Source organism: Pseudarthrobacter sp. KH_020_B, assembly GCF_057840185.1.
In genome coordinates, this window is the sequence record NZ_CM174506.1 from 1,663,659 (window position 1) to 1,684,105 (window position 20,447).

The 20,447-nt window shown below is 63.8% G+C and carries 13 protein-coding genes and 2 rRNA genes; 12 read left to right on the forward strand and 3 right to left on the reverse strand.

All coding sequences use genetic code 11. From position 1 onward, the window contains the following. Positions 1–5: 5 nt before the first annotated feature. The 7 genes from argB to AC3IT0_RS07855 all read left to right on the forward strand — a co-directional run bounded on the left by argB (position 6) and on the right by AC3IT0_RS07855 (position 7,427). Positions 6–962, forward strand: a complete 957-nt coding sequence (gene argB, locus AC3IT0_RS07825; RefSeq protein ID WP_489323167.1) for an acetylglutamate kinase — start codon at positions 6–8, stop codon at positions 960–962. Between the two features lie 107 nt (positions 963–1,069). Next, positions 1,070–2,293: an acetylornithine transaminase gene (locus AC3IT0_RS07830; protein ID WP_489323749.1), complete on the forward strand. Its 1,224-nt coding sequence runs from the start codon at positions 1,070–1,072 to the stop codon at positions 2,291–2,293. After that, positions 2,290–3,324, forward strand: a complete 1,035-nt coding sequence (gene argF, locus AC3IT0_RS07835; protein WP_489323168.1) for an ornithine carbamoyltransferase — start codon at positions 2,290–2,292, stop codon at positions 3,322–3,324. Before AC3IT0_RS07830 ends, argF begins: the two co-directional genes overlap by 4 nt. Next, positions 3,324–3,854, forward strand: a complete 531-nt coding sequence (locus tag AC3IT0_RS07840; protein WP_489323169.1) for an arginine repressor — start codon at positions 3,324–3,326, stop codon at positions 3,852–3,854. The genes argF and AC3IT0_RS07840 overlap by 1 nt, the downstream gene beginning before the upstream one ends. A 42-nt stretch (positions 3,855–3,896) precedes the next feature. Then, complete coding sequence (locus AC3IT0_RS07845; protein WP_489323170.1) at positions 3,897–5,102, forward strand: argininosuccinate synthase; 1,206 nt, start codon at positions 3,897–3,899, stop codon at positions 5,100–5,102. A 6-nt stretch (positions 5,103–5,108) separates the two neighbouring features. After that, entirely contained in the window at positions 5,109–6,548 is a 1,440-nt protein-coding gene (argH, locus tag AC3IT0_RS07850; RefSeq protein WP_489323171.1) for an argininosuccinate lyase, read from the forward strand. A gap of 141 nt (positions 6,549–6,689) precedes the next feature. Beyond that, positions 6,690–7,427: a maleylpyruvate isomerase family mycothiol-dependent enzyme gene (locus AC3IT0_RS07855; RefSeq protein WP_489323172.1), complete on the forward strand. Its 738-nt coding sequence runs from the start codon at positions 6,690–6,692 to the stop codon at positions 7,425–7,427. A 2-nt stretch (positions 7,428–7,429) separates the two neighbouring features. Here AC3IT0_RS07855 and AC3IT0_RS07860 read toward each other — a convergent pair whose 3' ends face one another. Then, positions 7,430–7,951: a methylated-DNA--[protein]-cysteine S-methyltransferase gene (locus AC3IT0_RS07860; RefSeq protein ID WP_489323173.1), complete on the reverse strand. Its 522-nt coding sequence runs from the start codon at positions 7,949–7,951 to the stop codon at positions 7,430–7,432. Continuing rightward, positions 7,948–9,474: a DNA-3-methyladenine glycosylase 2 family protein gene (locus tag AC3IT0_RS07865; RefSeq protein WP_489323174.1), complete on the reverse strand. Its 1,527-nt coding sequence runs from the start codon at positions 9,472–9,474 to the stop codon at positions 7,948–7,950. The genes AC3IT0_RS07860 and AC3IT0_RS07865 overlap by 4 nt, the downstream gene beginning before the upstream one ends. Positions 9,475–9,552: 78 nt before the next feature. Between AC3IT0_RS07865 and AC3IT0_RS07870 the strand changes: the two genes are divergently transcribed. Beyond that, positions 9,553–10,203 carry a DNA-3-methyladenine glycosylase gene (locus AC3IT0_RS07870; RefSeq protein ID WP_489323175.1) on the forward strand — a complete coding sequence of 217 codons (651 nt, stop codon included), beginning with the start codon at positions 9,553–9,555 and terminating at the stop codon, positions 10,201–10,203. Here AC3IT0_RS07870 and AC3IT0_RS07875 read toward each other — a convergent pair. Next, the gene (locus AC3IT0_RS07875; protein ID WP_489323176.1) at positions 10,173–10,808 is read right to left on the reverse strand and encodes a GNAT family N-acetyltransferase; all 636 of its coding nucleotides are present in this window, start codon (positions 10,806–10,808) and stop codon (positions 10,173–10,175) included. The two genes, AC3IT0_RS07870 and AC3IT0_RS07875, sit on opposite strands and share 31 nt — an antisense overlap. 153 nt (positions 10,809–10,961) lie before the next feature. On the opposite strand from AC3IT0_RS07875, the gene AC3IT0_RS07880 reads away from it, so the two are divergent. The 4 genes from AC3IT0_RS07880 (at position 10,962) to AC3IT0_RS07895 (ending at position 20,241) form a co-directional block, all read left to right on the forward strand. Further along, positions 10,962–13,190 carry a HelD family protein gene (locus AC3IT0_RS07880; RefSeq protein ID WP_489323177.1) on the forward strand — a complete coding sequence of 743 codons (2,229 nt, stop codon included), beginning with the start codon at positions 10,962–10,964 and terminating at the stop codon, positions 13,188–13,190. Between the two features lie 79 nt (positions 13,191–13,269). After that, positions 13,270–14,583, forward strand: a complete 1,314-nt coding sequence (gene tyrS / locus AC3IT0_RS07885) for a tyrosine--tRNA ligase (RefSeq protein ID WP_489323178.1) — start codon at positions 13,270–13,272, stop codon at positions 14,581–14,583. Positions 14,584–15,084: 501 nt separating this feature from the next. Further along, positions 15,085–16,610 (forward strand): 16S ribosomal RNA (locus tag AC3IT0_RS07890). A 490-nt stretch (positions 16,611–17,100) separates the two neighbouring features. Beyond that, positions 17,101–20,241 (forward strand): 23S ribosomal RNA (locus tag AC3IT0_RS07895). Together the 16S and 23S rRNA genes form the textbook arrangement of a ribosomal RNA operon. Positions 20,242–20,447: the final 206 nt, after the last annotated feature.

A 20,447-nucleotide genomic window follows, 5' to 3' on the forward strand; every position in this document is an offset into this window, starting at 1 on the left:
CCCGCATGAACACCCAGACCCGCGAAACGACGTCCATGAGTGATGCCCAAAGCAAGGCCGGCACGCTGATCGAGGCCCTGCCCTGGATCCAGCGGTTCGCCGGCACCACCATGGTGATCAAATACGGCGGCAACGCCATGGTCAACGAGGAACTGCGCCGTGCCTTCGCGGAAGACGTCGTGTTCCTGCACCATGTGGGCATCCATCCCGTGGTGGTCCACGGCGGCGGTCCCCAGATCAACTCGATGCTGGCGCGGCTGGGCATCGAGTCCGAGTTCAAGGGCGGCCTCCGCGTCACCACCCCCGAAGCCATGGACGTGGTCCGGATGGTCCTCACCGGCCAGGTGGGCCGCGAACTGGTGGGCCTGATCAACTCCCACGGCCCATATGCGGTGGGAATGTCCGGCGAGGACGGCGGCCTGCTCCGCGCCGTCCGGACCGGCACCGTCATCGACGGTGAGGAAGTGGACCTGGGCCTGGTGGGCGAAGTGGTGGGCGTCAACCCGGAGGGCATCCTGGACATCCTGGCCGCGGGCCGCATCCCGGTCATCTCCACCGTGGCGCCGGAAATCGAGTCCGACGGCGTCGAGACGGCAGCCGGCGATGTCCAGACCACCGGCCAGGTCCTGAACGTCAACGCCGATACTGCGGCCGCCGCACTCGCTGAAGCGCTTGGGGCATCCAAGCTGGTGATCCTCACCGACGTCGAAGGCCTGTACGCCAACTGGCCGGACCGGTCATCCCTCATCTCCTCCCTCACGGCCTCGGAGCTGCGCCAGCTGCTGCCCTCGCTCGAATCAGGCATGATCCCGAAGATGGAAGCGTGCCTCAAGGCCATCGACGGCGGAGTGGAACGCGCGCACATCGTGGACGGCAGGCTGCCGCACTCCATGCTCCTGGAAACATTCACGACCGCCGGTATCGGCACGCAGGTCGTCCCCGACGAAGAGGTAAACGCATGAACGAAACTGTTGGCTTGAGCCCGACCGGCGATGGGGGCCCCGCCCGCTTCGCGGTGCCCGACCACACCCGGGCCCCCATCGCCGGCTCGGCCTCCACAGCTTCCGTTATGACTGGGACGGGGAGTGGGGCGGACTGGCTGGCCCGCTATTCGTCGTCGCTCATGGGCGTGTTTGGCACGCCGCAGCGTGTCCTGGTGCGCGGCGCCGGCTGCCTGGTCTGGGACGCCGACGGTAAGGAATACCTGGACCTGCTTGGCGGGATCGCCGTCAACGCACTGGGCCACGCCCACCCGTTTGTCACGTCCGTGATTTCGAGCCAGCTGGCAACCCTGGGGCACGTCTCCAACTTCTTCACCAGCCCCACGCAGATCGCGCTGGCCGAAAAGCTGCTGGCGCTGACCCAGGCCCCGGCGGGCTCCAAGGTGTTCTTCACGAATTCCGGCACGGAAGCCAACGAAGCCGCCTTTAAGCTGGCACGGCGCAACGGAGCCAGCCCCGACGGCACCACGGGCAAGCGCACCAAGATCATCGCCCTCGAAGGCGCCTTCCACGGGCGCACCATGGGCGCCCTTGCCCTGACCGCCAAGGAAGCCTACCGTGCACCGTTCGAGCCCTTGCCCGGCGGTGTGGTCCACATCCCCTTCGGCGATGTGGAAACCCTGGAAGCAGCCATCGACGAAACCGTTGCCGCCGTTTTCCTGGAGCCGATCCAGGGCGAAGCGGGAGTCCGGCCCCTGCCCCCGGGCTACCTGAAGGCAGCCCGCGCGGCCACCACCAAGGCCGGCGCCCTGCTGATCCTGGACGAGGTCCAGACCGGCATCGGCCGCACGGGCAAATGGCTCGCGTCCGAGGACGCCGGGATCGTCCCCGACGCCATCACCCTGGCCAAGGGCCTCGGCGGCGGCTTCCCCATCGGCGCGCTGCTCACCTTCGGTGAGCCGACGTCGTCGCTCCTGACAGCAGGCCAGCACGGCACCACCTTCGGCGGCAATCCGGTGGCGACGGCGGCCGCACTGGCCACGCTGCACGCGATCGAAAGCCAGCGGGTGCTGGAGAACGTCGCAAAGGTGGGGGACTACCTCCGCGCCGGGCTAACCGCCATCGACGGCGTCACCGAAGTCCGGGGCGTTGGCCTGCTGATCGGCTTCGATCTCGACGCCGATGTGGCCCCCGCCGTGGTGACCGCAGGCCTGGACGCCGGCTTCATCGTCAACAGCCCCGGCCCGCGCACCATCCGGCTTGCCCCGCCGCTGGTCCTCAGCACGGGCCAGGCCGCCACCTTCCTCGCCGCCCTCCCGGCGATCCTCCAGACAGCTAAGGACGCGCAGTGACCCCTGTGGTTTCTTCCGCCGGAACGGCACGCACCACGCGCCACTTCCTCAAGGACACGGACCTCAGCCCCGCTGAGCAGGCCGAGGTCCTGGACCTGGCCATCCGCATGAAGGCAGCACCGTACAGCGTGCAGCCCTTTGCCGGGGAGGGCAACGGCCGTAAAACCGTGGCCGTCATCTTCGACAAGACTTCCACCCGCACGCGCGTTTCGTTCGCCACGGGCATCGCGGACATGGGTGGCAACGCCCTCATCATCAACCCGGGCGAGGCCCAGATCGGCCACAAGGAATCTGTTGAGGACACCGCCAAGGTCCTGGAGCGGATGGTCTCCACCATTGTGTGGCGCACCGGCGCGCACTCGGGCCTCGTGGCCATGGCGGAGAACTCCAGGGTGCCGGTTATCAACGCCTTGTGCGACGACTACCACCCGTGCCAGCTCCTGGCCGACCTGCTCGCGGTCAAGGAACACAAGGGCGAACTCAAGGGCCTCACCATGGCCTACCTCGGCGACGCCGCCAACAACATGGCCAACTCCTACCTGCTGGCGGGCGTCACCGCGGGGATGCACGTGCGCATCGCCGGGCCCGAGGGCTACCTCCCGGCAGCGGAGATCGTTGCCGCCGCCGAGGAACGCGCCGCCCAGACCGGCGGTTCCGTGCTGATCACCACCGACGCCGCGGAGGCCCTCAAGGGTGCCGACGTTGTGGCAACGGACACCTGGGTCTCCATGGGCCAGGAAGCCGAAAAGGAAGCCCGGCTCCAGCTGTTCCGGGAGTACTCCGTCGATGAGGCGGCCATGGCACACGCGGCGGAGGACGCCGTCGTGCTTCACTGCCTGCCTGCCTACCGCGGCTACGAGATTTCTGCCGGCGTCATCGATGGCCCGCAGTCGATCGTGTGGGACGAGGCCGAGAACCGGCTGCACGCGCAGAAGGCCCTGATGGCCTGGCTGATGCACCGGTCCGGGCTCGCCGTCGTCGAAGGCTTGCAGCCTATAGAGGTCGGGCTGGCGCCGGAGGTCGGCAACTAGTGTCCGTCCCGCCGGCAGCGCCGGGCTCCAGCCCGGCCACCAAAACGGCCCGCCAGGCGCGCATCACCGCCATCCTGACGGGTGAATCGGTGCGCTCCCAGGCGGAGCTGGCCGCATTGCTGGCGGACGACGGCGTCCAGGTCACCCAGGCCACGCTGTCCCGGGACCTCGTGGAACTCGGCGCCGTCCGGGTCCGCGGCAAGGACGGCGTGCTGGTCTACGCCGTCCCCGGCGAGGGCGGCGAACGTGCGGCCAAAAGCGGGGTCAGCCAGGAAATCCTGGACGCCCGGCTGGCCCGGCTCTGCAGCGAACTCCTGGTCACGGCGGAGGCCTCGGCCAACATCGCCGTGCTCCGGACGCCGCCCGGCGCGGCCAACTTCCTGGCCCTCGCCATCGACCACTCCGTGATGCCTTCCATCCTGGGGACCATTGCCGGTGACGACACCGTGCTGCTGGTCTCCCGGGATCCGCAGGGCGGGCAAGACCTCGCGGTCCGGTTCCTGCAAATGGCCGAGGACGCCGGGCAATAAGCTTGAAGACAACCAAGAACCAAACAACTAAGGAGCATTTTCGTGACTGAGCGTATTGTTCTGGCCTACTCCGGTGGCCTCGATACTTCCGTAGCCATCGGCTGGATCGGTGAAGCCACCGGTGCCGAGGTCATCGCTGTGGCGGTCGACGTCGGACAGGGCGGCGAGTCGCTGGAGACCATCCGCCAGCGTGCACTGGGCTGCGGCGCCGTCGAGGCCTACGTGGCCGACGCGTCGGACGAGTTCGCCAACGAGTACTGCATGCCGACGCTGAAGGCCAACGCCCTCTACCAGGGCCACTACCCGCTGGTTTCGGCCATCTCGCGCCCGGTGATCGTCAAGCACCTGGTCAAGGCCGCCCGTGAGTTCGGCGCCACCACCGTGGCGCACGGTTGCACCGGCAAGGGCAACGACCAGGTCCGCTTTGAGGTGGGCATCCAGACCCTCGGCCCGGACCTGAAGTGCATCGCCCCCGTCCGCGACCTCGCCCTGACCCGCGACAAGGCCATTGCCTTCGCCGAGGAAAAGGGACTGCCGATCGAGACCACCAAGAAGAACCCGTACTCGATCGACCAGAACGTCTGGGGACGCGCCGTCGAAACCGGTTACCTCGAGGACATCTGGAACGCGCCCACCAAGGACATCTACGACTACACCGCCACCCCGGAGTTCCCGCCGGCCGCGGACGAGGTCACCATTTCCTTCGAGGCCGGCGTGCCGGTAGCGATCGACGGCGTCCGGGTCACCCCGCTGCAGGCCATCAAGGAACTGAACCGCCGTGCCGGTGCGCAGGGTGTGGGCCGGATCGACGTTGTCGAGGACCGCCTCGTGGGCATCAAGTCCCGCGAAATCTACGAAGCCCCGGGTGCCATGGCGCTGATCACCGCGCACAAGCACCTCGAGGACATCACCATCGAGCGCGAGCAGGCCCGCTTCAAGGCCACCGTTGGCCAGCGCTGGGCCGAACTGGTCTACGACGGCCAGTGGTTCTCCCCGCTCAAGCGCTCCCTGGACGCGTTCATCGAGGACACCCAGAAGTACGTCACCGGCGACATCCGCATGGTGCTGCACGGCGGCCAGGCGATCGTCAACGGACGCCGCTCCGAGACCTCGCTCTACGACTTCGACCTCGCCACCTACGACACCGGCGACACGTTCGACCAGTCCATGGCGCGCGGCTTCATCGAGCTGTGGGGCATGTCCGCCAAGGTTGCCTCCGGCCGCGATATCCGCGTCGCAGGAAAGTAAACATCGGTGGTTGAGCCTGTCGAAACCCCGAAGTCCGACGCGACCAACACCGGCGCACTGTGGGGCGGCCGGTTCGCCGGCGGTCCCGCGGATGCCCTCGCGGCCCTGAGTAAGTCCACGCATTTTGATTGGCGGCTGGCCCGCTACGACATTGCCGGCTCCAAAGCGCACGCCCGCGTGCTGCACAAGGCCGGGCTGCTGGATGACGCCGAGCTTGAAGGCATGCTCGCTGCCCTGGGCCGGCTGGATGACGACGTCGCCTCCGGCGTGTACCTTCCGGCCGAGTCCGATGAGGACGTGCACGGGTCACTGGAACGTGGCCTGATCGAGCGCGCCGGCACCCAGCTGGGCGGCAAGCTCCGCGCCGGACGTTCCCGCAACGACCAGGTGGCCACGCTGGGGCGCATGTTCCTGCGTGACCACGCGCGGATCATCGCGCGCGGCGTGCTGGCCACCATCGAGGCGCTGGTGGACCAGGCGAAGGCGCACCAGGGTGTGGCCATGCCCGGCCGCACGCACCTGCAGCATGCCCAGCCCATCCTGCTCAGCCACCACCTGCTGGCCCATGCCTGGGCGCTGCTGCGCGATGTGCAGCGGCTCCAGGACTGGGACAAGCGCGCAGGGGTTTCGCCGTACGGCTCCGGTGCCCTCGCGGGCTCGTCGCTGGGTCTTGACCCGGAGGCCGTCGCGGCGGACCTGGGCTTCTTCTCGGCCACCCACAACTCGATTGACGGCACCGCCTCCCGCGACGTCTTCGCCGAGTTTGCGTGGGTGACGGCCATGATCGGCGTGGACCTGTCGCGTGTTTCGGAGGAAGTCATCCTGTGGGCCACCAAGGAGTTCTCCTTTGTGACCCTGCACGATTCATACTCCACCGGTTCCTCGATCATGCCGCAGAAGAAGAACCCCGACGTCGCCGAGCTGGCCCGGGGCAAGGCAGGGCGCCTGATCGGCAACCTGACCGGGCTGCTGGCCACGCTCAAGGGCCTGCCGCTCGCGTACAACCGTGACCTGCAGGAGGATAAAGAGCCGGTCTTCGACGCCGCCGACACCCTCGAGCTGCTGCTTCCGGCTGTCTCGGGCATGATCGCGACCCTGAAGTTCAACACGGAACGGATGGAGTCGCTGGCGCCGCAGGGCTTCGCGCTGGCCACGGACATCGCCGAATGGCTGGTCCGCCAGGGCGTTCCGTTCCGCGAGGCACACGAGCTCTCCGGCGCGGCCGTGAAGCAGGCCGAAAGCCGCGACGTGGAGCTGTGGGACCTGACGGATGAGGAATACGCCGCAATCTCGGGGCACCTGACTCCGGAGGTCCGCACGGTCCTGTCCACCGAGGGGTCGCTCAACAGCCGCAACTCCCAGGGCGGCACCGCACCCGCCGCCGTCGAACGCCAGCTGCTTGCGCTGGAAGCAGAGCTTGCCGGCGTGCGCGGGTACGCGTCCTAACCCCCAAAACGCTCTCTCACTTTTGAGGCGATTTCAGCCAACGCTCCTGCAGTCAGTGCAGGAGCGTTGGCCGTTTCCGCACCAAAGCTGAGAGAGCGTTGGGCGTTAATGGACGTTAACTCTGTCGGCTACCATGGCGCTATGACTGAGATCACTACTTCAGCACTCCTGGCCGAGCTTCACAAAGCCGCCGACGCCGTGGCCTCCACCGCCGCGACGTTCACCGATGAGGACGTCAAGGCGCCGTCAGCACTACCCGGCTGGACCCGCGGGCACGTCCTGGCGCATCTCGCCGGCATCTCCAACGCCATGGCACGGCAGCTGGAATATGCCGCCCGCGGCGCCACTGTTGAGCTGTACGACGGCGGCCAAGACGGACGCACGAAGGCCATCGAGATGGCCGCCGGCCACAACGCGGATGCTCACCGGGCTGACCTGCATGATGCCCTGGACCGGGCACTGAAAGCCTTTGACACGGTGGAAGCGGTCTCCGGCTGGCAGGCGCCCATTACCTACCGCGGCGGAGTGGTCGTCGACGGCGGTCTTGCGCTGTGGCGTGAACTGGTGATCCACACCGCGGACCTGGGCACTGGTCTCGGTCCCGAGACGTGGAGCCGGAAATTCTGCGAACACCTCTTCGACTTCCTGGCCGCCCGGGTGCCGCCGGGGGACAAGCTGGTCCTGCAGCCACTCGGGCTGCCGCCCGTGACCCTTGGCCTTGGCCGTTCCACCGTCATCAGCGGCATGATCACCGATATTGCCGCCTGGCTGGCCGGCCGTGAACCATCGCTCGGCAGCCTGCGCGCAACAGCCGCCGCGGACGGCGTGGACCTCCCGGAACTGCTGCCCTGGCCCTCCGGGACACCCGCAGCGCGGTAGCCCTATCCGGCTTCGCGGGCCAGCAGCACTTCCTGTGCCTCTCTGGCCAGCAGGCTCTCCTTGATGGCCAGGCCCCAGCGGAAACCGCCCAGGGAACCGTCAGTGCGGATAACCCGGTGGCACGGCACAAACAAGGCTGCCGCGTTGACCGCACAGGCGCCGGCCGCTGCCCGGACCGCCTTCGGATTTCCGGAAAGTTCGGCGTACTCGGTGTACGTCACCGGCGACCCGGGACGCACGGTCCTCAGCACATCCCAGGCGCGGGACCGGAACGGACCCGACTTCTGCCGCACGGGGACGGCCATGGCAGGCGCGGGGTCCCCGGCATAGAACGCTTCAACAGCCCTGGAAATGGGGCCGAGGTCCGTGACCGCCTCCATGTCCGCGGGCCGCAGCTCGGCGTGGATCTGCCCCGTCAGCTCACCCGGCTCGGCGGTCCAGCCCGAGGCCAGGACCACGCCGTCCTGGGCAAGGATGGTGAACGGACCGTCCGGGGTGGACATCACTAGCAATTGGGCTTTCATAGCATCGCTTTCTCTGGAACGGCTCGTACACGTTTGGGGGTTTGGGACTCCGCCGCGGCGCGCCACAGGTGCATAGTGGCGTAGGACCGCCAGGGACTGACCTCGCGGAAATCGGGGCTCAGAGCCGGGCCAGGCGGGTGCCCGCCGCGGCTGTCGTGGCTAGTGATGGCTGGGGCGAGCGCCCGGATGCCGTTTCGCACCGCGGCGTCGTTGGCCAGGAACACGTCCGGCGCACCGAGCACACGCATGGCCACGTAGCCGACGGTCCACGGGCCCACGCCGGGAAGGGGAAGCAGCTTCGCGCCGAGCCCGGGCAGATCGTCCCCGTAGCCAAAATCCAGTTGGCCGCCAGCGAGGGCCGACGCGGCAGAACGGATGGCGTCAATCCGCCGTTGCGGGCCGCGCAGCAGCGAGTAGCCGGTCTCGGCGATTTCGGCCGCGGTGGGAAACAACCGGTCAAGGCCCTCGCCGGGGACTGCGCTGGCACTGCCGGCGGCGGCCAGTTGCGTCAGCGCGGTCCGGGCCGCAGCCACGGTTATTTGCTGTCCGATCATGGCCCGGATCAGCAGTTCCTGCGGGTCCACCGCCCCGGGCATTCTGATGCCGGGCGCCGCGGCAACCGAGGCGGCCAGGCGGGGCTCTTGGGCCAGGGCACTGTCGATGGCTACCGGATCGGCGTCGAGATCGAACAGCCGGCGTACCCTGCTCAGCAGGGCGGGCAGGTCCCGGAGGTCCACCGCACCGATGGTGAGGGTCAGCGGCCGCCCGGGCGCGCCGCCGTCGTACGCCACGCTGAAGCGGGCATCACCATGCGGAAGCCGCAAAGTACGGGCGTACGACGTCGGTGTCCCCGCCTCGATCCCGGGAATCGCCCTGACGGCGAGGAAGGAAAAGATGCCGGGATCGAACGGTTCGCGGTACGGCAGGCTCAACGTCAGCGACGTTGCGGCCGCAGGGGAGCGGTGGTGCCTGGCGGTCGCGCGCAGGGCGGTGGGTGTCATCGCGAAAACCTCCACCATGGTGTCGTTGAACTGGCGGACGCTGCTGAACCCGGACGCGAACGCGATGTCCGCCAGCTTCATCGCCGTGGACACCAACAGGGTGCGGGCGGTCTGGGCGCGGCTGGCCCGGGCCAGGGAAAGCGGGCCGGCGCCGAGTTCGTGGCTGAGGATCCGGTTGAGCTGGCGCGAGGAATATCCCAGCCGGGCAGCGAGGCCCTCCACCCCGTCCCGGTTGATCACGCCGTCGTTGATCAGGCGCATCGCCCGGCCCGCCAGATCCTGCCGGATGTTCCACGCCGGAGTTCCGGGCACCGCCTCCGGGAGGCAGCGCTTGCACGCCCGGTAGCCGGCGTCGTGCGCTGCGGCCGAGGTTTCGTAGAAGGTGACGTTGGCGGCCTTAGGGGTCCGGGCCGGGCAGGACGGTCGGCAGTAAATTCCTGTGGTCCGGACAGCGGTGTAGAACTGCCCGTCAAACCGGGTGTCCCGCGCGTCAATCGCGCGGTAGCGCTGCCAGAAGTCCATGCCCTCCATCCTGCCAGCCAGCGCCAGGGACTGCTAGCGGAAATCGGACACGGCCGTGGTGTTCGATAGAGTCGGACCATGACCGTCAGCCTGAGTCCCGCAAGCCCGGAACAGCTCCGCGAGCTGCTGTCAGGCGACGCCCGGACGGTCGCTCCGCAGCTGCTGGGATCCGTACTGACCCACCACAGCCACGAGGGAACGGTGGCTGTGCGGATCACCGAGCTGGAGGCGTACATGGGTCCTGGGGACTCGTCGCATCCGGATCCCGGCTCCCACACTTTTCGGGGCCCCACGGCCCGCAACGCGCCCATGTTCGGCCCGGCCGGCCACCTCTACGTCTACTTCACGTATGGCATGCACTACTGCGCCAACATCGTCTGCGGCCCGGCGGGCACCGCGTCTGCCGTCCTGCTGCGGGCGGGCGAGGTGGTGGAGGGGCAGCACCTCGCGCTGGTCCGGCGTCCGACGTCGAAATCGGCCCACGACCTGGCGAGCGGCCCGGCCCGGCTGGCCACCACCTTGGCCCTCACCACCGCCGACAGCGGCCGGGATGCGCTGGCTGAGCCCTTTGAACTGCGGCTGCCTGCGGTGCCCGCTCCAGTGTTCAGTTCCGGGCCGAGGGTAGGCGTCTCCGGCGACGGCGGCTCCGCGACGTATCCCTGGCGCTTCTGGCTGCCGGGCGAGCCCACCGTGTCCCGCTACAAGGCGGCGAAGGTGCGCCGGGCATAGTCCGTCCCGCCCGTGTGCTCTCCCGCCAGTGCGAACGGCGCCAAACGGTGCTGGAGTTGCTGCTGCACCGTGGGCCATTCCTGCCCCAGGATCGAGAACACCGCGGAATCCGCACGTGTGCCGTCAGGCGCCAGGCGGTGGCTGCGCAGCACGCCCTCGAACGTTGCCCCCAGCCGTTCGATTGCGGCGGCGCTGCGCACATTGCGTGCGTCGCAGCGAAACCCAACCCGCTGAACCTGCAGGACTTCGAACGCAAAGGCGAGCAGGGCGTGCTTGCTGGCGGGATTTACGTGCGTGCCCCAGAACTGCCGTCCAAAGAAAGTGCCGCCAACTTCCACGCGTTGCTGCGCGGCATCGAACGCATTAAGGGCGGTTGTGCCCAGGAGTGCCCCGGTCCGCTGGTCCGTCACGGCGAAGGCCAGGCTGGCCGGGTCCTCAATCCTGGCCGCAAACAGCCCTGAAAGCTCGTGCGCCGTGGCCGGCAGAGGCGCCGCCATTCCTGCCCACATCGCGGCGTCCACGAAGTCAAACAGCCCTTCGGCATGGTGAGGTGCCAACGGAAGGAGGGAAAGCCCATATCCGGTCAGGACGTTCTCGTGGTGCATTGCAGTATTGAATCACTCACGGGGCGGCGCTGCTACGGATGTGTGCGGCCTGAAAGTGAACATTAGGTGACTTCCGGGGCGGGGGACCGGCGGGCGCGTTAACCGAAATGGTTGTAGAATGGACGGTCTGTCTTTTGCGATAGGGGAACGTTAATGCTCGACGCCGATTTGGCCCACGAACGGAACTATGTTGCCGGCCTGTACGCGCGGCTGGAAGAGCTCCGCACGGAAAAGCGCCTGCAGTTGGCACAGGTCCGCCGGGCCGGTGCCGTGGGCACCATGCAGAATGTTTCCGAACGGGACGCCTTCGCTGCGCTCTACGAGGACCGCCTCGCGCAGCTCGACGCCGTCGATGACCGCTTGGTCTTCGGCCGCCTCGACCTGGATTCCGGTGAGGCCCAGTACATTGGGCGCATCGGCCTGACCACCGATGACCTCCAGCGGCTCATGGTGGACTGGCGCGCGCCCGAAGCCGGGCACTTCTATCAGGCAACGGCGTTTGACCGGCAGGGCGTCCGCCGCCGGCGGCACCTCATTCTGCAGGGCCGGGAAGTCAAGGCCATCGAGGATGACGTCCTTGATGCGGACCTGCTCGCGGATGACGCCTCGCTGCAGGGCGAAGGAGCATTGCTGGCCGCCCTGGACTCCAAGCGCACGGGCCGGATGTCCGACATTGTCGGCACCATCCAGTCCGAGCAGGACCGCATCATCCGGTCCTCCATTTCCGGTGCCCTCGTGGTGCAGGGTGGCCCCGGTACCGGTAAGACTGCTGTGGCACTGCACCGGGCCGCGTACCTGCTTTACACGCACCGGGACCGGCTGAAGACTGCCGGTGTGCTGCTGGTGGGCCCGTCGTCGTCGTTTATGAAGTACATCGAACGTGTTCTTCCCTCGCTCGGTGAGACCGGCGTGGTCATGGCCAGCGTGGGCCGCCTGATGCCGGGGATCAAGGCGGTTGCTGAACCCGAGGCAGAGGTCGCGGCCATCAAGGGGCGGCTGGACATGGTGAAGGTTGTGGCCAACGCGGTGGCGAACCGGCAGCGGATCCCCGCCGAAGACCGCGTCCTGGACGTCGACGGCCGCAAGCTGGTGCTGACGCGGCGGCAGGTAAGCCGTGCGCGCGAACGTGCCCGGTCCACCGGCAAACCGCACAACGAGGCACGCCTGACGTTTATCAAGATTCTGCTCCGCGAGCTGACCGAGCAGATGACCGATCTCGTGGAGGCCGGGAGCATCGGCAACAATGCCGACCGCTCGTATCTCGCCGAAGATGTCCGCACGGCCCGCGACGTCCGGACCGTCCTGAACCTGTGCTGGATGCCGATGACGCCGGAGAAGCTGATCACCGAGCTTCTGAGCAAGCCCGCAGTACTGGCGGCCTGCACACCGAACCTGTCCTTTAAGGAGCAGTCGTTGCTGCTGCGCCCCGCTGATGCGCCGTGGACCGAGGCCGATGTCCCGCTGCTGGACGAGGCCGCGGAGCTTCTTGGCGAATTGGACGCGGCGGCGGGACGTGGCCTTGCCCAGCAGGAGCACGATCGCGCCCGGGACCTTGCCAACGCCAAGCAGACGCTGGTGAACATGGGGGACATGGGTGTCGATGTACTCATCTCCGCCGAGGAGCTCGCCGATCAGAACCAGGAGCGCGAGAACCGCCTGACGGCCGCCGAGCGCGCCACCAGCGACCGCACGTGGGCCTTCGGCCACATCGTGGTGGATGAGGCGCAGGAGCTTTCGCCGATGCAGTGGCGCCTGCTGGTCCGCCGATGCCCGCTGAAATCCTTCACCATCGTGGGCGACATCGCGCAGACCAGTTCAGTTGCCGGCGCCAACTCCTGGCAGGGGGCCCTGGGGCCCATGTTCGGTGACCGCTGGCAGCTGGAGGAGCTGACAGTCAACTACCGGACGCCCTCCCAGATCGCCGAAGCCGCCGCCCGCATGGCCAACGCTGCGGGCCTGGTGGTTTCCGCACCGAAGGCCGTCCGCGAGGGGCGCTGGGCCCCGGTCATCGACAAGGTTGCCCACGGACAGGTGGTGAGCCGTTTGGTGGAGGTGCTCCCGGAGGAACTGGCAGCGCTCGACGGCGGCCTCCTCGCCGTGATTGCCGACGGCGACCTTTTGCCGGCGGCGGCGTCAGCCCTCCGTGCCGTGTATGGCCGGCGCATCGGCAACGGCGCGGGCAGCTACGAACAGGACATCGTGGTCATCAGCCCGCGCGAGGCCAAGGGCCTGGAGTTCGACGGCGTTGTGGTCCTTGAGCCGTCCGTCATGCTCAACCACGAGCACGGCCGGGTGGGCGATCTGTATGTCGCCATGACCCGGCCCACGCAGCGGCTCCGGCTGATCGCCGCGGAAGGCATTCCGGCCGGCATAGAAGGCTGAGCCGGTCCGCTTTGCCCGTTCACGCCCGGCGCCGTTCATTTCGGCGCCGGGCGTCACCGATCCTGCTAACTTAGAAGTCGTGTCAGAACTCAACGATCTCGAATCCCAGCAGAACGACCCCACCTTCGCCAATGTCTGGCAGGAGCTGAAGTGGCGCGGCCTGGTCCACGTTTCCACCGATGAAGAGGAACTGGAAAAGCTCCTCGCCGGTGATCCGATCACCTATTACTGCGGATTCGACCCCACCGCGCCGAGCCTGCACCTGGGCAACCTGGTCCAACTCCTTGTTATGCGCCGGCTGCAGCTCGCAGGCCACAAGCCACTGGGCCTGGTGGGTGGATCCACGGGACTGATCGGCGATCCGCGGCCCACCGCCGAGCGCACGCTGAACACCAAGGACACCGTTAACGAATGGGTGGGCTACCTGCAGGCCCAGGTCCGCCGATTCCTCAGCTTCGATGGCCCCAGCGCCGCCCGCATGGTCAACAACCTCGACTGGACCGCGCCCTTGAGCGCCATTGACTTCCTGCGCGAGATCGGAAAGCACTACCGGGTCGGCACCATGCTTCGCAAGGATGCTGTCGCTTCGCGCCTCAGTTCGGACGAGGGCATCAGCTACACCGAATTCAGCTACCAGATCCTGCAGGGCATGGACTACCTCCAGCTGTTCCGCGACTACGGCTGCATGCTGCAGACCGGCGGTTCGGACCAGTGGGGCAACCTCACCAGCGGCACTGAACTCATCCGCAAGGTTGAGGGTAGGAGCGTGCACGCCATGGGTACGCCGTTGATCACCAACTCGGACGGCACGAAGTTCGGCAAGAGCGAAGGCAACGCCATCTGGCTCGACGCCGGCATGTGCAGCCCGTACGCCTTCTACCAGTTCTGGCTGAACACTGCGGACTCTGACGTTGTGGACCGGCTGAAGGTCTTCACTTTCCTGAGCCGCGCGGAAATCGAAACGCTCGCAGCTGCCGTTGCCGAACGTCCCTTTGCGCGGGAAGGCCAGCGGAAGCTGGCGTTCGAAGTGACGTCCCTGGTCCACGGTGTGGAGGCAACGGAGAAAGTCATCGCGGCGTCTGCTGCACTTTTTGGCAACGGTGACCTGTCCGCGCTGGACCGGCCAACCCTGGAAGCAGCCACGTCGGAGCTTCCGTCTGCCCGCATCCAGGTGGATGGTCTCGGGATCATTGACCTGCTGGTGGCATCCGGCCTGTCGGACAGCAAGTCCGCGGCCCGGCGGACCGTCGGCGAAGGCGGCGCCTATGTAAACAACGAGAAGGTGTCCGACCCGGAAGCTGTCATCTCCGAATCGGAGCTGCTGCATGGCCAGTACCTGCTCCTGCGCCGCGGTAAAAAGAATCTCGCGACCGTCGAAGTCCTGGTCCCGTAGCCCTCCCAAACCCCCAATTCACGCTCCTCCGCAGCCGATTTGCACGGCCGCGGGGGAGCGTGTATTGTTTTCTGAGTCGCCGCCGCTGAGTGGCGACAAACCCCCTTCTCAAGAGAAGCAATTCATCATGTGCAAAGCACGAAAATGATGAAAAGCTTCACTTTCTGATGGGCGGATTCGTTCCACAGAGTGAATATCGGGAAAATAACCCGGATTTGCAAAGTGAATAAGAATGAAATAAGCTATAAACATCGCAGCGAAGAAAAGCGAAACAAAAGAATTCATTGAATATGAATTGTTTCGGGAATTATTCGAATGTGTCTGTTGTTTGAGAACTCAATAGTGTGCCAAGTTTGTTGATACCAATTTATTGTATTGAATTGGTTGAATTTGCCGGGCCCGCCACCCCGTGGTGTGGTCTGGTGTTTTTAGCTGGTTTCAAATTTTGTGCAGCCATTTTATCCTGTTATTTCCGGGGTTGGTGGTTGTGTCTGTTTTTCTTCAACGGAGAGTTTGATCCTGGCTCAGGATGAACGCTGGCGGCGTGCTTAACACATGCAAGTCGAACGATGACCCGGTGCTTGCACCGGTGATTAGTGGCGAACGGGTGAGTAACACGTGAGTAACCTGCCCTTAACTCTGGGATAAGCCTGGGAAACTGGGTCTAATACCGGATATGACTCCTCATCGCATGGTGGGGGGTGGAAAGCTTTATTGTGGTTTTGGATGGACTCGCGGCCTATCAGCTTGTTGGTGAGGTAATGGCTCACCAAGGCGACGACGGGTAGCCGGCCTGAGAGGGTGACCGGCCACACTGGGACTGAGACACGGCCCAGACTCCTACGGGAGGCAGCAGTGGGGAATATTGCACAATGGGCGAAAGCCTGATGCAGCGACGCCGCGTGAGGGATGACGGCCTTCGGGTTGTAAACCTCTTTCAGTAGGGAAGAAGCGAAAGTGACGGTACCTGCAGAAGAAGCGCCGGCTAACTACGTGCCAGCAGCCGCGGTAATACGTAGGGCGCAAGCGTTATCCGGAATTATTGGGCGTAAAGAGCTCGTAGGCGGTTTGTCGCGTCTGCCGTGAAAGTCCGGGGCTCAACTCCGGATCTGCGGTGGGTACGGGCAGACTAGAGTGATGTAGGGGAGACTGGAATTCCTGGTGTAGCGGTGAAATGCGCAGATATCAGGAGGAACACCGATGGCGAAGGCAGGTCTCTGGGCATTAACTGACGCTGAGGAGCGAAAGCATGGGGAGCGAACAGGATTAGATACCCTGGTAGTCCATGCCGTAAACGTTGGGCACTAGGTGTGGGGGACATTCCACGTTTTCCGCGCCGTAGCTAACGCATTAAGTGCCCCGCCTGGGGAGTACGGCCGCAAGGCTAAAACTCAAAGGAATTGACGGGGGCCCGCACAAGCGGCGGAGCATGCGGATTAATTCGATGCAACGCGAAGAACCTTACCAAGGCTTGACATGAACCGGAAATGCCTGGAAACAGGTGCCCCGCTTGCGGTCGGTTTACAGGTGGTGCATGGTTGTCGTCAGCTCGTGTCGTGAGATGTTGGGTTAAGTCCCGCAACGAGCGCAACCCTCGTTCTATGTTGCCAGCGCGTGATGGCGGGGACTCATAGGAGACTGCCGGGGTCAACTCGGAGGAAGGTGGGGACGACGTCAAATCATCATGCCCCTTATGTCTTGGGCTTCACGCATGCTACAATGGCCGGTACAAAGGGTTGCGATACTGTGAGGTGGAGCTAATCCCAAAAAGCCGGTCTCAGTTCGGATTGGGGTCTGCAACTCGACCCCATGAAGTCGGAGTCGCTAGTAATCGCAGATCAGCAACGCTGCGGTGAATACGTTCCCGGGCCTTGTACACACCGCCCGTCAAGTCACGAAAGTTGGTAACACCCGAAGCCGGTGGCCTAACCCCTTGTGGGAGGGAGCTGTCGAAGGTGGGACTGGCGATTGGGACTAAGTCGTAACAAGGTAGCCGTACCGGAAGGTGCGGCTGGATCACCTCCTTTCTAAGGAGCACCTACAGTCACCTTGCCCCGTGTATGCGGGTGTGGAGGGGTTGTCAGGAGTATATGCCCGTTGCGCAGACGCAAGTTCTGCGGCGGGTGCTCAAGGGTGGAATATCAACAAATAGCGGCCGCTTGTTTCTTTCCTCGCCCAGTACGGTGGTTGGTTGTCCTTCGGGATGGCCGTCTCTGCCTGGAACGGTGCGGGATGGGGGTGGGTGGTTTAGTGTTTGGCACACTGTTGGGTCCTGAGGCAACAGGGCCGGGTTTTCCCGGTACTTGTTTGTTTCTGGTTTCCTGGCTGCACCGAGCGCGCACTTTGTGTGTGTGGGGTGTGTGGTATGGGGTTGTTGTTTGAGAACTACATAGTGGACGCGAGCATCTTTTATAAGAAGCAATTTCCAAGAATTATGAACCTGGATCTGTCCGCACTCTTTTGGGGTGTGGGTGGTTTCTGTGGTTCTCTCGAAAATTAGCGTTTTTGATCTTTTGTGGTCAAGTTTTTAAGAGCACACGGTGGATGCCTTGGCATTAGGAGCCGAAGAAGGACGTAGGAATCTGCGATAAGCCTGGGGGAGTCGATAACCGGACTGTGATCCCAGGGTGTCCGAATGGGGAAACCCCGCCAGGGGCGCGAGTCGCCTGGTGACCCGCATCTGAACACATAGGGTGCGTGGAGGGAACGCGGGGAAGTGAAACATCTCAGTACCCGCAGGAAGAGAAAACAATAGTGATTCCGTTAGTAGTGGCGAGCGAACGCGGATCAGGCTAAACCGTTCCATGTGTGATAGCCGGCGGGCGTTGCATGGTCGGGGTTGTGGGACTTTCCATACCAGTTCTGCCGGACTGGTGAGGTGTGATGTGCAGGCATAGGTGAACGGTCTTGAAAGGCCGGCCAGAGAGGGTGTGAGCCCCGTAACCGAAATGTTTTTGTGCCGCCTGGAGAGTATCCCAAGTAGCACGGGGCCCGAGAAATCCCGTGTGAATCTGTCAGGACCACCTGATAAGCCTAAATACTCCCTAATGACCGATAGCGGACCAGTACCGTGAGGGAAAGGTGAAAAGTACCCCGGGAGGGGAGTGAAACAGTACCTGAAACCGTGTGCTTACAATCCGTCGGAGCAGCCTTGTAGTTGTGACGGCGTGCCTTTTGAAGAATGAGCCTGCGAGTTAGTGTTACGTCGCGAGGTTAACCCGTGTGGGGAAGCCGTAGCGAAAGCGAGTCTGAATAGGGCGTTGCAGTGGCGTGATCTAGACCCGAAGCGAAGTGATCTACCCATGGCCAGGTTGAAGCGACGGTAAGACGTCGTGGAGGACCGAACCCACTTCAGTTGAAAATGGAGGGGATGAGCTGTGGGTAGGGGTGAAAGGCCAATCAAACTTCGTGATAGCTGGTTCTCCCCGAAATGCATTTAGGTGCAGCGTTGCGTGTTTCTTGCTGGAGGTAGAGCTACTGGATGGCTAATGGGCCCTACAAGGTTACTGACGTCAGCCAAACTCCGAATGCCGGTAAGTGAGAGCGCAGCAGTGAGACTGTGGGGGATAAGCTTCATAGTCGAGAGGGAAACAGCCCAGACCACCAACTAAGGCCCCTAAGCGTGTGCTAAGTGGGAAAGGATGTGGAGTTGCGAAGACAACCAGGAGGTTGGCTTAGAAGCAGCCATCCTTAAAAGAGTGCGTAATAGCTCACTGGTCAAGTGATTCCGCGCCGACAATGTAGCGGGGCTCAAGTACACCGCCGAAGTTGTGGATTTCAGGCAATAACCCAGCCGGTCCCTCGTGGATCCGGTTCAGGTGTCTGGAGTGGTAGGGGAGCGTCGTGTGGGCAGTGAAGTCGCGGTGTAAACCAGCGGTGGAGCCTACACGAGTGAGAATGCAGGCATGAGTAGCGAAAGACGGGTGAGAAACCCGTCCGCCGAATGATCAAGGGTTCCAGGGTCAAGCTAATCTGCCCTGGGTAAGTCGGGACCTAAGGCGAGGCCGACAGGCGTAGTCGATGGACAACGGGTTGATATTCCCGTACCGGCGAAAAACCGTCCATGTTGAACAGGGGATACTAACCGCCCGAGACCTGCCCGCCCACCCTTCGGGGTGACGTGGGTTTTGGTGGAGCGCGGGACCTGATCCTGGGAGGCAAGCGTATTAACAGGTGTGACGCAGGAAGGTAGCCAAGCCGGGCGATGGTTGTCCCGGTCTAAGGATGTAGGGCGAACGGTAGGCAAATCCGCCGTTCATGATGCCTGAGATCTGATGGGACCCCCTCACGGGGGGATTTGGTGATCCTATGCTGCCGAGAAAAGCATCGACGCGAGGTTTTAGCCGCCCGTACCCCAAACCGACACAGGTGATCAGGTAGAGAATACTAAGGCGATCGAGAGAATTATGGTTAAGGAACTCGGCAAAATGCCCCCGTAACTTCGGGAGAAGGGGGGCCCCAACCTTGAACACCACACGCTGGTGGGAGGGGATCGGGGCCGCAGAGACCAGGGGGAAGCGACTGTTTACTAAAAACACAGGTCCGTGCGAAGTCGCAAGACGATGTATACGGACTGACTCCTGCCCGGTGCTGGAAGGTTAAGAGGACCGGTTAGCCCGCAAGGGCGAAGCTGAGAATTCAAGCCCCAGTAAACGGCGGTGGTAACTATAACCATCCTAAGGTAGCGAAATTCCTTGTCGGGTAAGTTCCGACCTGCACGAATGGAGTAACGACTTCCCCGCTGTCTCAACCATAAACTCGGCGAAATTGCAGTACGAGTAAAGATGCTCGTTACGCGCAGCAGGACGGAAAGACCCCGAGACCTTTACTATAGTTTGGTATTGGTGTTCGGAGTGGCTTGTGTAGGATAGGTGGGAGACGTTGAAGCCCGGACGCCAGTTCGGGTGGAGTCATCGTTGAAATACCACTCTGGTCACTTTGGACATCTAACTTCGGCCCGTAATCCGGGTCAGGGACAGTGCCTGATGGGTAGTTTAACTGGGGCGGTTGCCTCCTAAAAAGTAACGGAGGCGCCCAAAGGTTCCCTCAGCCTGGTTGGCAATCAGGTGTCGAGTGTAAGTGCACAAGGGAGCTTGACTGTGAGAGAGACATCTCGAGCAGGGACGAAAGTCGGGACTAGTGATCCGGCGGTACATTGTGGAATGGCCGTCGCTCAACGGATAAAAGGTACCTCGGGGATAACAGGCTGATCTTGCCCAAGAGTCCATATCGACGGCATGGTTTGGCACCTCGATGTCGGCTCGTCGCATCCTGGGGCTGGAGTAGGTCCCAAGGGTTGGGCTGTTCGCCCATTAAAGCGGTACGCGAGCTGGGTTTAGAACGTCGTGAGACAGTTCGGTCCCTATCCGCTGCGCGCGCAGGAAATTTGAGAAGGGCTGTCCTTAGTACGAGAGGACCGGGACGGACGAACCTCTGGTGTGTCAGTTGTACTGCCAAGTGCACCGCTGATTAGCTACGTTCGGATGGGATAACCGCTGAAAGCATCTAAGCGGGAAGCTCGCTTCGAGATGAGATTTCCATACACCTTGTGTGTGAGAGGCCCCCAGCCAGACCACTGGGTTGATAGGCCGGATGTGGAAGCGAGGACTAACGACTCGTGAAGCTGACCGGTACTAATAGGCCGATAACTTACACCACACACCACCCCGCAAACCTAGTCAAAAGAGGTTTGCACCACGGGGTGGTAAAAAGAAACAAGACTGCTTGCGTCCACTATGTGGTTCCCAAACAACAAACCCGTCCATACGACGGCACGTTGTCCAGGGAACAAAAACACAACAAAATAACAACACCACAATGTTGTAACCACAAAGTTTTCCCACCCCACGGCACAGCCGGCAGGG

Bases quoted from the DNA above. Each gene is read 5' to 3' on its own strand.
- argB (WP_489323167.1), top strand. From the start codon at position 6: ATGAACACCCAGACCCGCGAAACGACGTCCATGAGTGATGCCCAAAGC.
- AC3IT0_RS07830 (WP_489323749.1), top strand. From the start codon at position 1,070: ATGACTGGGACGGGGAGTGGGGCGGACTGGCTGGCCCGCTATTCGTCG.
- AC3IT0_RS07855 (WP_489323172.1), top strand. From the start codon at position 6,690: ATGACTGAGATCACTACTTCAGCACTCCTGGCCGAGCTTCACAAAGCC.
- AC3IT0_RS07860 (WP_489323173.1), bottom strand. From the start codon at position 7,951: ATGAAAGCCCAATTGCTAGTGATGTCCACCCCGGACGGTCCGTTCACC.
- AC3IT0_RS07865 (WP_489323174.1), bottom strand. From the start codon at position 9,474: ATGGACTTCTGGCAGCGCTACCGCGCGATTGACGCGCGGGACACCCGG.
- AC3IT0_RS07870 (WP_489323175.1), top strand. From the start codon at position 9,553: ATGACCGTCAGCCTGAGTCCCGCAAGCCCGGAACAGCTCCGCGAGCTG.
- AC3IT0_RS07875 (WP_489323176.1), bottom strand. From the start codon at position 10,808: ATGCACCACGAGAACGTCCTGACCGGATATGGGCTTTCCCTCCTTCCG.
- AC3IT0_RS07880 (WP_489323177.1), top strand. From the start codon at position 10,962: ATGCTCGACGCCGATTTGGCCCACGAACGGAACTATGTTGCCGGCCTG.